Here is an 11,515-nt window from a genome sequence, read left to right as displayed (position 1 = left end):
GTCAGCACCTCGCTCATCCGCATACGGAATTCCACCACGTACGCGACCGCCCGACGACTCTCTTGTCGATCATCCAGTAGCTCCCTGCCTCGAGTGCCGGTGAGCCGGCAGAGGTCCTGCACGCTTCTGCCGCTGATCACGCGCGACCCATAACTAGAGGTGGTCGCAGTACGGGGAGCAACGACGGCCAAGGGCGTGACCCAGGTCCCGTAGAAGAGTGCCCAGGCGCTTGACCTCTTCCGCGGTGGGCGGAGTGATGGCTGCGCCGGCCGCGATGTGCTCTCCGGCTTCGTACAGCGTGACGTACAGACCTTCGGCGGTTGCGCGGTCGAGCCGCAGAACGATGTCATCCCCCATACGCAGACCCTAATCACACGTCTCGCGGCACCGGTTGGCCAAGGCCGGGTGCGCGGATCTGTCGCTGACCACCTTGCCTGGTCGAGTTCGGAGGATTGCGGCTCATCTCAACCGGTGTCGGCGGTACTGCGGGAAGGGCTCGCCGACCTCGATCCCATTTTCGTCCAGTGCGTTGTAGATCGTCAGCCAGCCGTCGGCGAATCGCAGGCCCAGCGCCACGGTGCCGTCCGCCAGGTCGCCCCCGGCGTACTCCAGGAGCTCCACCGCCTCAAGGGGTTGCCCGCGCCGAGCAGCCAACGGCGCGGGAGCATCGTCGCACCACCGTAGGCGGAAGCCATCCGAGGTCGGCCACATCGGTGCCCGGGTCACGTCGATCGTGCACCAGGTGATCGACAGGTCGTCGAACTTTTGATGGTTGATCTCCAGGCGCTCCTCTTCGAAGTCGAGCACCACCGGGCAGTCGGCGAACCACGAATCGTCGTCGTCCTCCCAGACCACCCAGGTAGACGTCAACCTGCGGCCCACAAGGCCCCGCAGTCGCTGAGCGTGACGACTGGCGACGTCAGCGACTCCGTTGCACCAGTTTGGCTGGTAGCCGGGGATACCGAAGTTGAACGTCATCGAGGCAAGGTAGTCCTGATCCGGACAATCCTCGACGGGGTATCCGGGTCTGCTGCGAGGTGTTCACGGGCAGGTCAGTCGAACCAGTTGAACAGCAGGTCACCAAGCCGGCCCGGACGGTGGTAGGTGACATCCCGGCGTTCTTCGTCGGTTAGCAGCCGGAGGTACCGATCCTCGATCGGTTGCTCCAGCTCCGCCGCAGCGGCGACCCGCAACCCCGCTCGGCGATAGATCTCCCGGCCTGGGACGTCAGCGAACAACAGGGTGATCAGATGAGGATCTCGCGGTTGAGCTGCGGCGACCAAGGCGGCCGCGGAGTTGAGAAGGACGTACAACGGCTTGCCGTCACTGAGTCGCACACCGATTCGGTTGTAGTTTCGGCCGACTGCTGGTTCCTCGACCGAGGTGGTGACCGCACCACCGGCTCCTCTAATGCTCTCGTACACCGAGGCCAGCCATGTGGCACACGCCGCCGAGTCAGGGCGCGGCGTGGTCACTCCGGCTCGTAGCAGATCGATGATGGGCACGCAGGGCATCATCCTGTATCGCAGCGGTGTCTCTACGGCGAAGCCCGGGAACGAGCGCTTCCGTCTGAAGCCCGCGACCTGGCATCCGGATCAGCCGCCGTCCGTGCGCGCTACCCTCAGCCGGCGCCGTCACGCTCCGTGGCCAGCCTCCCGTGCCGGTCGACGTCCGGAACTGCCGATGAGGGTGTCGGCGCGAACTTCGCTGCCGGTTCAAGTTGCGCCGTGGACCTATGCTGATGCGGTTCTGTAGGTCGAAGCCCGAGTACCGATCTTTGCCAGGGAGCCGGCGCCATTGGCGAGGGGGGTCGTGCGGCTGCCCGGGAGACCAGGCTGTGGAGCCGCTGTGAGCAGGCTTATCGCTGAGTCCCGTCCGGGCTGTCGGCCGTTCTGGCACACGTGCGTCCTACTATCGTGGAATGTCCGTGCCTGCTCGTCCGCCGTTGCCGCCCGACGTCGACCCCAATTTGTGGTTCGACACCGAGCGATGCGGACGGCACTACCTCCTCGACGGCAACCCGCACACGTTCGCCGGACGCATGTTCGCCTATTGCGCAGAGCGCGGCATCCGTACCCAGGTGTCGAAGGGGGAAATCGGCGACTGCTCCGAGCAGACCCGGTACTTCGTACGGGGGTTCCTGTCCGGCAATGAGCTGCCCCCGCCGGTGTCCGGCGGCGGCACCGAACCGGCCCATCTCGCCTGGCGCGAGGCGGCCGCTCATTTCCGCAACACCGGATACTGGCTCGACGTCGACGCCGCCGGTGACATCGATGCCGCCCCGCCGGAGGACACCGAAGCGAATACCGATGGCGGCGTTGTGACCGAGGCCGAGGCGGAAGAGCTCCCCACCGAACTGCAGGCCTTGATACGAGAACAAGCAACGGCACGCGTGGCGCTTGTGGTCGACGTGTCGACCAGCGATGCGGACCGTGCCGTTGAGGTGGCCACAACACTCGCCCAACGGGTCCGCAGGCGGACCTGTGACGGCCCCGGCCCTGTCGAGGTCAGTCCGCCGGTGTCGTTCACCCGGGTGTATGCGCTGGTCGGCGTCACCGGACACCGCCCATGGGTGGCGATGCAGACAGCGATGACAGCGCTGGGCCGCAGCGGCTGGGCTCCCTCGGCCGCGGTCGAGGGCGAGCAGTACGTGACGGCGGAGTTCAGGGCGTACCGCGAGCTCAACCGAGGTCTCGACGCGCTAGGAGTGAGCGCGGTGGAGATTCACGCCGGCTATGGACTGGGCCACGACCCGTCCCGTACGCCGGGCAGTCGGTAGCAGGGCGAGTGACGACGGCAGCCAGCCCGGCTACCGCCCCGCCCTCGATCGGGCAAGGTCACCGTGCTTCGGATCGGTGCCGCGCTCACTCTTCTGCCGCGGACAAGGCGCGTCGATCGTGAGCGTGCTCCCCGATCGACCGATGCGGCTGCGGGAGCCAGCGCTGGCGCCAACCACAGCACTGGGCCCGAGCTCACGATCGGTCGGCGGCCCGGTGCCGCCCCGGTTTGGGGGAGCAGGTTGGGAGCAGCGAGGTGCCCTGAACGGCCTTGAACTGCATCCAACGGCGTCGAACGGCGCTCAACTGCACCCACCCCTGCCTGCGGCTCCACGTTGCCGCAGGTCAGAGTCGGTGCAGCGTCCTGTTTCACACGGAGTGCTCAGCGGATTTGCGCAGCGGTCGACAGCATTCTATGTCCCCTGGTAGGGGAGTATGTGCAGGTCGCGGCGGTAAGGAGCTGCTGGATGGTCTGGCCTTGCAAGTGGGAGCAGATTGGGTGCAGCTTTGTGAGGTGGTCGCCGCGCCCGAAGTGCTCACCAACACTGGAAAGAGCCGAGGGCTTTGACCTGCGGTGAGGTGGGCGAGCGGTCGGCGTGACCTCCCAGAGAACACCGAAGTGGTCGAGGTTCGCTGCGCCCGGTCTGGCCAGTGCCGGCTGTCGGCCGGGGGCTCGTTGACGCCGCTCGCGATGTCGTGCTGCATCGACCTGCGGCTCTGGCATCCGCCGTGGTGGCGCCGGTGTACATCCCGGACGCTGAGACACGAATCCCACCGGCAACCCCCTGGCCAGGGATTCCGGTCCGGTGACCTCTTCGGCGGACCGAAGGTGTTAGCGTCCTTATGGTCTCTGGACATCTGCGGGTCGGACGACTGTCCCGCGCCGCCTTAGAAATTCCCCGACGTGGTCGTAGAACGCCGAGCACGCCTGTTCACCGGCCCGTCTGACCCACCCGGGTCTAGACGGCAGCTACAGGAGTTGGTGGCAGCGAGTGGGGCGCGTTCAGGATTGCTGACCCTGGTTGCGCAACGGCCGGGCTTGGTCGACACCGCACCAGGCCCGGCCGCTGCGTCACGCGGCTAGGAAATGTTCCAGCGCCGGTTCCAGTTCACGCTGCAGGTCCATACCTGCAGTGGTGCGCCGATGTCGTAGCTGACATCCTTGACGCCGAGGCACTTCTTGCTCGTCATGTTGACGAGTTGCAGCCAGGGGTCACCCGGCGTCGCCGGAGCCGCGATCCATTCCTGCGGATTCGCACGCTTCAGCCTCCGTGCTCATGTGGTGCACCGACCGTGTAGAGAAGTGTGGCGAGCGACAGGAGCGCCACAATGATGCGGATTCTCATGCCGGCCCCTCAGCTTCCTTCTGTCATTGGTGCGCCGATGGTGTAGAGCAGCAGGGCCAGCGACGCTAACGTGAGCATCGCGTAGGCGGCCTGGCGCCAGACGGTGGACATGGTCATGTTTCACCTCCCGTGATGTGCTGGGGTACCGGATCGGGTTGGTCGTGGCGGCGACGCATCGCGAGCGCCGTCAGCGCGACGGTCCCGGCGCCGATGAGCACGTCGCCGGGACTGACGAGCTTCTTCAACGGCGTGACCGGGATCGTGTCACCGAGGAGCGCGAACCGGGTCGCATCGTCCGCGGGTTCGTTCTTGGGCGTGGTGAGATCCGGCCGTAGGCCGACCGCCTCAGCCCCGCTCGGCTGGTATGGCATGCGTCCGTTGAGGGCGACCGTCACTCCGTTGGCGAGCGCACCTACCGTGATGGCGACGCCAGCGACGCGGATCGCGAGCGGCCATCTGGGAAGGTTCACGGCCAGCCACCACAGGACCAGGCCGAATACGACGACCAGCGTGCCGGGATGCCGCAGGGCAGCCACGTGGTACTGCGCCGCCTGGACGACGGCGGCCAGCCACAGGAGCCACACGGCCGAGAGTCGGATGCTCCGCAAGCCGGCGATTCGACCCCCGCTGGCGTAGCCGACAAGGACACCCACCATCGGCGGTGCGATGAGCAAGATCAGACTGTGGATCGACATGGCGCCACCGTGTGGGCCTCGAAGGCCCTAAGTCCGGTCATTTGCGGTCCCTCTCGTGGAGTTCCCCTCAACAGACCAAGTCCAGTGTGGATTGCCGGATCTGATCACGGCATGGTTCTTCCGTCCATCGGTTCACTGATGATCGGGCTTCACGCGTAAGGGTTGAGGTTGCGTCCGCTGGAGTGGTGTACGACTTGCCCGTGATGGGCCGACCATGTGACGCGGAGCGGTGAGGAGAATGTCGGCAACGACACCTTCCTCACCGCTCCTACGATCATGCCTCATGGATCACGCCCAAGTGGACGGCCACTCACCCGTGATAAGGCGGGTCTTGTAGTGCCACCAGTTGTCGGGGCCGTAGACCTTGACGGCGACCTTGCTGCCCGACGTGGAGTGTGCGCAGTTCACGCCGTACCCGGTCTTGATCCGTCCACCGATATCGTTCTCCCAGCCGCCCCAGTCCCCGGCCGGCCACAGCTGACGCTTGTGATTGACGTCCCCGCCGGCTGCTTTGACGTAGATCTCCAGGGTGCCGCCCGGGTTCCGCATGCCACAGAAGCTGTCGTAGATCAGGCCGCCGAGACTGTACGCGCCGGACCAGTTCCCGTCTGCTTGGACCCAGCTGTGAAAGAGTTGTCCGGGATTCGAGAACCCGGTGGCATTCCCAATCCAGAACACCTCGTCAGAGCCGTTCTGGTTCACCAGCCACATCAGCTCTCCCGGCTGAGCGGTGAACCAGGCGCCGGGCGCGGTCGTCTCGAAGACGATCCCGCTCGCGGGCGGTGGCCCCGCGTACGCGGGGGCACCGGGTATCAGGATTCCGATGATCAGCATGGCTGCGACCGCGCATCTGCGCAACATAAGCTTCTTCCCATCCATGTATGTTGACGTGCGCTCATCCTGCGGGAGCCCGCTTGCCGAAACCTTGCGACTTCCTGCCCGTACCGCGTCCGTACCAGGGGAAGGCCCGTTTGCCGGTGGCGAGGTACCGCCACCCGGCCGGGTTCACGCAGAGGCCACATGTCGGCTCCGGCCGGCGTTACGCGGGGTTCTCCCGTTGGCGATCTCATAGCACCATGTCGTTAGCGGATCGGTGCACAACGTCGTGGAATGGCAATAGTCCGCACCACGTCCGGATCTTTCAATCGACGGCGCCGACCGCGGCCACCATGAGAGACAGCGAAGGCAACGATGTCCAAGGTTTCCACACTTGACCCTCCGATGTAGCGTCGACCATCGGCACGTTGGTCGGGATTCGGGGATGCCTCAGAGGCCGGCTGACGCCTCGAGGTGGAGCAGTTCGCTGCGGACCCGGTCGCCATCTGGATGGGCGAGTTCCTGAAGTACGACGAGGGCTTGTCGGTACGCGTCGCGAGCGCAATCCAGCCGGCCGGCGGCGCGGTGCCTCTCGGCGAGGTGGGTCAGTGTGACGGATCCGTAGTACCGGTCGCCGAGGTCGCGGTATAGGTCGATCGCCCGCTGGTAGCTGGCGACGGCCTCGTCGTCGTCGCCGAGGTGGTGGTGGGCGTATCCGATGGTGTCCCAGGCGTTGGCCAGTCCGGCTTGGTCCCCGAGATTCCGGGTCACCTCAATGGCCTCCTGGCCTGGGATGAGGGCGTCGTGGTGGTCGCCCAACAAGATTTGATACCAGCTCACCGCGTTCAGCGCGTGTCCCAACCCGTGTCGCAGGGCGTTCGCCCGGCAGATGGCGACCGCCTGTCGCGCGTGGTCGAGTGCCTCCCGGTAACGGCTCTGCTGCTCGCGCAGCATTCCGAAGTAGTGATGTGTCCGGGCTTGTCCCTCAAAGTCGTCGCGCTCCCGGTACAGCTCGAGTGCTGCCCGCAGGTGCGCCTCGGCCTCGTGGCCTTCGCGCAGCCGGATATGGGTGCGGGCGAGGTGGACGTGAGCGGAGCCTTTCGCGGCCACGTCGGTCGACCGTGCCGCCGCGCGCAGCGCCTGCCGTTGGATCGTGACCTGTTCGTGCCACATCCCTTGCCGGTACAGGAACGTCGCCGTTGCGTCCGCCAGGTGCCAGGCGTATGAATCGAAGCCGGCGTTCACGGCGTGGTCGACGGCGGCGAGCAGGACGCGATGCTCGGCGGCGAACCACCGTAACGCACCGGTGTGGTCGGTGGGCGGGTCCACGGTGACCCCAGCACGCGGGAAGTCGAGAGGGCTCGAGTCGCGGGCGGGTTCGAGTAGCCGGTCGGCGGCGCGGGCGGTGTGCAGGTAGTGGTCCAGCATCCGGCCGGTCACGGCGTCGGGCTGTTCGTCAAGGGCCAGCTGGCTCGCGTACTCGTAGACGAGATCGTGCAACGTGTACCGGCCGAGGGCGTATTCCCCGATCAGGTGAGCCCTGGTCAACTCGGACAGGACCGGGCGGACTCCTGCCGGGGGCAGACCGAGAAGACTTGCCGCCGCGCCCGCTGATATTTCGGGTGAGGGATGCCGCCCGAGCAGCCGGAAGAGCCGTGCCGCGGCCGGGCCGAGGGCCTGGTACGACCAGGAGAAGACGCAACGCACATCGGTGCTCGCGTCGCCGGTGGACAGGGCGTTCAGGCGGTCTCCGTCGCGCAGGTCGGCGGCGACGTCGGCGAGCGACAGACCTGGTTGGATGGCGGCTCGTGCGGCGGTTATGGCCAGCGCGAGCGGGAGCCCGGCGCATTGGTTGACGATTTCGACGATGGCGTCCGGCTCGGCGTCGGTTCGGCGGGAACCGATGCGGTGTGTCAACAGGCGGCGGGCTTCGTCCGGGCTGAGCGCTTCGACGGTGAGAGGGTGAGCGTCGTCTGCGGCGACAAGCCCGGACAGCGGGTTGCGGCTGGTGACCAGGGTGAAGCAGTACGGCGCGCCGGGCAGCAGGGGGCGGACCTGCTCGGCGTCGCGGGCGTTGTCCAGCACCAGCAGCATCCGTCGGCCTGCGAGCAGGCTGCGGTACAGGCTGACTTGGGCCGCCGGGTCGGCTGGCAGCCGCTGCGGTGTGACACCCAACGCGTCAAGGAACCTCCGGACGGCCTCATCCGGGTTCATCGGCGAGCCGCCTGGATCGAAGCCGCGCAGGTTGACATGCAGTTGCCCGTCGGGGAACCGGTCGGCGACCCGATGGCCCCAATGTACGGCCAGAGCTGTCTTGCCCACCCCAGCGGTGCCCGACACGACCGCGATGGCGACGGCCGGGTACGGCTGCCGGTGGGTGTGGAGCATGTCGTCGAGCCGCGCGAGGGCCTCGGCTCGGCCGGTGAACCGGCGGACGTCGGCGGGAAGCTGGGCCGGGATGTGGGCCCGGTCGTCGCTACGCGACGGGGCCGCGAGGGGTCGTGACTCGGCTTGAAGGGTGTGTTGAGCGGACGTGACGTGCTGTTGCCGTAGAACGCGCCGGTGGACGTCCATCAGGTCGGGGGACGGCTCGATACCGAGGTCCTCGACGAGTCGCCGTCGGATACGGGCGTAGGTGTCGAGCGCGGAAGCTTGCAGGTTGCCGGCGGCCAAGGCTGCGATGAGCCGCGTGTGGAGCGGTTCGTGCAGGGGGTTGGCCGCAGCGAGTTCACGCAGTCGTGGTAGGCAGCGGTCGGGTTGGCCGGCTGCGAGGGCCAGGTCGGCGTGGCGCAGGGTTGCCGCGATCTGCTCCTCGGCCACTGCGGTGGCCAGGAATTGGTGGTGCAGATTCGGCACGTCTTCCAGCGGGTCGCCGCGCCAGAGCGCCAGCGCGGCTTCCAGAAGGTCGAGTGCCGCCATCGGCTCGGCGGCGCGGGCATGGCGCACCTGGCGGCGGAATTCGGCCAGGTCGAGCTGCTCGTCGGCGAGGTTGAGCTGGTATCCGGCCGGGGTCCGGGTGATCAAGGCGGCCTGGCCCGGTCCGGTCGGCTGCAGCGCCGACCGGAGCCGGGACAGGTAGGTGTGCAGCGCGTTCGCCGGCGCCGCGGGTGGGGTGTCCCAGAGCAGGTCGATCAAGTCGGAGACCGGTACCGGAGTGTTGACCGACAAGGCGAGCCGGCCTAGCAGAGCGCGACGCCCCCCGCGGCCGACCGGCGCCGCCACGTGCCCGCGGTTGACGGTCAGCGGGCCGAGGATCGCCAGCCGCAGCGGTTCGGCGGGGCAAACCTGCCTGGAGGGCGGGATCGGGCCTGAAGGGCGGGTGGCCGCGCGGCGGAGCGTGGCCGCGTCGTGAGGGGGCAGGCCGAGCGCGGCGACGAGCGCCTCGACGGCTGTGGGCCTGGGTCTGCGGCTACGGCCCTGTTCGAGGTCGCGTATGGCGGCCACGCTGAGACCGGCTTGTGCGGCAAGTTCCCGTTGGCTGATGCCGCCCGCCCGTCGGCCGGCCCGCAGCAGCGCGCCGAATCCGCTTCCTTCTTCAGTGGTGTCCATGCTCACGCCCCGTGCGTCATACCTTGCCTGCCGCCTATACCGCGGTGTCCATCGATGTCGCCCGAGCGGCAGTGAACAAGCCGCTGAAGTGACCCTATCGGCTGGACACCTCGAGGTCTGTCAACAACTCGTCGTAGATCCTTCGCAGATCGAGCAGCGTCTCCGCTGCTGCAACCGCGGACACCCCGGCGCGACGCTCCCGTGGCGTAGAAGATCATTGGCCGTGTCGGCAGCAGGGTACGGGTCGTCTAGCCCGGGTGCCTCCCCCGGATCATCCGCCGCCGTCACGTCAAGCATCCGGACGATGGCCTTGGGAAGCCGGCCCGGCAGGCGAGGTGAGTGCCGCAACATCGGAAGAAGCTAACGGCGGACCACAGGTACTGGTCCCCTCGATGAGGAGCGACGCGTGCCCGAGCCCAGTGCAGCCGCGTGGGCCGCGACCTCTTCGGCGGATGCGAAGAAGTCAGCCGTGATTCTCCCGGTCGTCAATCGGGCGACGTCCGCTCATGCCGATGACAGCGCGTTGGCTCGGTCCTGCACCATCGTTCCAGCGTTAGGGTCACGAGCATGACCGATCAAGACGCTCGCGAGATCGCACTCGCCTTCCTCGCTGACCGCATGGGCGAGGTCCGCGCCGGTGAATGGGTGATCACCGGTGTGCGGGAGCACGAGGCCGCATGGTCTGTGGGCTACCAGTCACGCGCCTTCATCGAGTCAGGCCGCATCTCCGACGCGTTGGTCGGCAACGGGCCGGTGGTCGTGCCCAAGTCCGGCGCGGACCCATGGCTGGCCTGGTCCGGTCGGCCGGTAGAAGAACAGATCGCCGAGGGGCGGCCCACTCTCGGATGAACGCACTGACAGGCCGCCGGGCGGGAGGCATTGCTGCGGTGTGTCGTCAGTAGTGACTGAAGACCTGGCGAACCGTAATGCCGAGCACGGCCGACACTTGCGCTGCCTCGTCGGGCGACAACCAGCTGCGGCCTGGATTGCGAACCAGTAACTCGAATCGCGCAAAGGCGGCCGGCCAGTGGTACTCCAGGTCGTTGAGCGAGACGGCTGCGCTGCAGCACGGTGTCACGGTGTCCAGTGTTGCGAAGCGAGTGGCATAGGCATCATCCATCCGCTCTTGCCACCAGTCGGCATCCAGCGGAGCCTTGCAGGCCGGGCAGCCGACTGCCTCGAAGTTGGCGCCCTGGTCAATGAACGTAACCTCGGCGTACTGGCAGGCGACCAGCTCTCCCGCGCCCGGACACATCGCCGAGACGACCTCGGCCGCAGTATCCGCGGCGCCCTGCGCCGGCACCCAGGCCGGCACGGTCGGCACGATACGAAGGAGATCCTCACTCACGCCCATATCCTCTACCAGCTGCCGCCAAGCCGATATCCGCACATGCCGCTGACATTACGCGGCGATCGTGAGCGCACTTCCCCATCAACCGATGCAGCTGTGGGGGCCAGCGCTGGTGCCAGCCAAAGCACTGGGCCGGCAGCTTACGAGCGGTCGACGGCCGGCGGTCGGCGAGCCGGTGCGAGCCGGGTTGGGGGAGCAGGTTGGGAGCAGCGGGGTGCCCTGAACGGCCTTGAACTGCGTCCAACGGCGTCGAACGGCGCTCAACTGCACCCACCCCTGCCTGCGGCTCCGCGTTGCCGCAGGTCAGAGTCGGTGCGGCGTCCTGTTTCCCGCGGAGTGCTCCGCGGTTCTGCCTAGTGTTCGATGATGCCCTATGTCGCCGGCCAGGGGAGTGTGTGCAGGTCAGGGTGGTAAGGAGTCGTTGGTTGGCCTGGCCTTGCAGATGGGAGCAGATTGGGTGCAGGTTGGCGAAGTGGTCTGCGCGCCCGAAGTGCTCACCGACGCCGGACGGAGACGAGGGCTTGACCTGTGGTGATGCGGTGGAGCGGTGCGGTGTGACCTCCCAGTAGGGGTCGAAGTGGTCAGGCTGCTGCTCCCGGGATGGCTGGCGCCAGCCGGCGTCTCGGTTCGCCTGAGGTCACGTCTGTAGATGTGCTGCAGACCGATGTGGAGCGTTGCGGGTGAGCTTGCTGGAGTCCGCCGCGGTTCCGTCATTCGAGACACCGATCCCACGGGCAACCTCCTGAGCTGGCCCTTCAGGCTGGAGACCTCTTCGGCGGATCCGAAGGCGTCGGCGCGGATGCCTTCCGCCTCAGAGGCAGGGCGCCGATGAGCAACCAGCCACTCGATCGGCCGGCTTATGTCTCGTGGCGACGCACTGATCTGCCGATGAGCGGGTAGGAGATCATGCGCGATGATCCGGTGCGGCATAGGAGGTGTCACTGTTCGGTGCTGAGCTGAACTTTCGTGTATCGCCACGTG

The 11,515-nt window shown here is 67.2% G+C and carries 10 protein-coding genes and 1 pseudogene; 2 read left to right on the top strand and 9 right to left on the bottom strand.

Annotated elements, in window-relative coordinates; genetic code table 11:
- Positions 1 to 153 precede the first annotated feature (153 nt).
- The 3 genes from ABZT87_RS31295 to ABZT87_RS31285 form a co-directional block, all read right to left on the bottom strand.
- Positions 154 to 357, bottom strand: a complete 204-nt coding sequence (locus ABZT87_RS31295; RefSeq protein WP_355140068.1) for a hypothetical protein — start codon at positions 355 to 357, stop codon at positions 154 to 156.
- A gap of 102 nt (positions 358 to 459) precedes the next feature.
- On the bottom strand, positions 460 to 978 hold the full coding sequence (locus ABZT87_RS31290; protein ID WP_355140066.1) for a hypothetical protein: 519 nt from the start codon (positions 976 to 978) through the stop codon (positions 460 to 462).
- A 74-nt stretch (positions 979 to 1,052) separates the two neighbouring features.
- Positions 1,053 to 1,514 carry a hypothetical protein gene (locus ABZT87_RS31285; RefSeq protein WP_355140074.1) on the bottom strand — a complete coding sequence of 154 codons (462 nt, stop codon included), beginning with the start codon at positions 1,512 to 1,514 and terminating at the stop codon, positions 1,053 to 1,055.
- 407 nt (positions 1,515 to 1,921) lie between these two features.
- Between ABZT87_RS31285 and ABZT87_RS31280 the strand changes: the two genes are divergently transcribed.
- A complete protein-coding gene (locus tag ABZT87_RS31280; protein ID WP_355140064.1) occupies positions 1,922 to 2,779 on the top strand; it encodes a hypothetical protein in 858 nt (285 codons plus the stop codon).
- 1,078 nt (positions 2,780 to 3,857) lie between these two features.
- Here ABZT87_RS31280 and ABZT87_RS31275 read toward each other — a convergent pair.
- The 5 genes and pseudogenes from ABZT87_RS31275 to ABZT87_RS31255 all read right to left on the bottom strand — a co-directional run.
- Entirely contained in the window at positions 3,858 to 4,016 is a 159-nt protein-coding gene (locus ABZT87_RS31275) for a hypothetical protein (protein ID WP_355140072.1), read from the bottom strand.
- A 220-nt stretch (positions 4,017 to 4,236) separates the two neighbouring features.
- Positions 4,237 to 4,818: a DUF5317 family protein gene (locus ABZT87_RS31270; RefSeq protein WP_355140062.1), complete on the bottom strand. Its 582-nt coding sequence runs from the start codon at positions 4,816 to 4,818 to the stop codon at positions 4,237 to 4,239.
- Positions 4,819 to 5,106: 288 nt separating this feature from the next.
- Positions 5,107 to 5,652 carry a hypothetical protein gene (locus ABZT87_RS31265; RefSeq protein WP_355140060.1) on the bottom strand — a complete coding sequence of 182 codons (546 nt, stop codon included), beginning with the start codon at positions 5,650 to 5,652 and terminating at the stop codon, positions 5,107 to 5,109.
- A gap of 432 nt (positions 5,653 to 6,084) precedes the next feature.
- Positions 6,085 to 8,769, bottom strand: coding sequence for a BTAD domain-containing putative transcriptional regulator (locus ABZT87_RS31260; protein ID WP_355140070.1), 2,685 nt, complete (start codon positions 8,767 to 8,769; stop codon positions 6,085 to 6,087).
- Between the two features lie 210 nt (positions 8,770 to 8,979).
- A pseudogene (locus ABZT87_RS31255) lies at positions 8,980 to 9,183 on the bottom strand (helix-turn-helix transcriptional regulator); the annotation flags it as partial.
- A 567-nt stretch (positions 9,184 to 9,750) separates the two neighbouring features.
- Between ABZT87_RS31255 and ABZT87_RS31250 the strand changes: the two are divergent.
- On the top strand, positions 9,751 to 10,032 hold the full coding sequence (locus ABZT87_RS31250; protein ID WP_355140058.1) for a YrhB domain-containing protein: 282 nt from the start codon (positions 9,751 to 9,753) through the stop codon (positions 10,030 to 10,032).
- A gap of 46 nt (positions 10,033 to 10,078) precedes the next feature.
- Here the strand turns inward: ABZT87_RS31250 and ABZT87_RS31245 are convergent, their stop codons facing one another.
- On the bottom strand, positions 10,079 to 10,531 hold the full coding sequence (locus ABZT87_RS31245; RefSeq protein WP_355140056.1) for a hypothetical protein: 453 nt from the start codon (positions 10,529 to 10,531) through the stop codon (positions 10,079 to 10,081).
- Positions 10,532 to 11,515: the final 984 nt, after the last annotated feature.

Source organism: Micromonospora sp. NPDC005237 (genome assembly GCF_040607775.1).
Taxonomy (GTDB): Bacteria; Actinomycetota; Actinomycetes; order Mycobacteriales; family Micromonosporaceae; genus Micromonospora.
The sequence above is the reverse complement of the archived record's forward strand: the minus strand, read 5'-3'. Positions and strand labels throughout refer to the sequence as shown.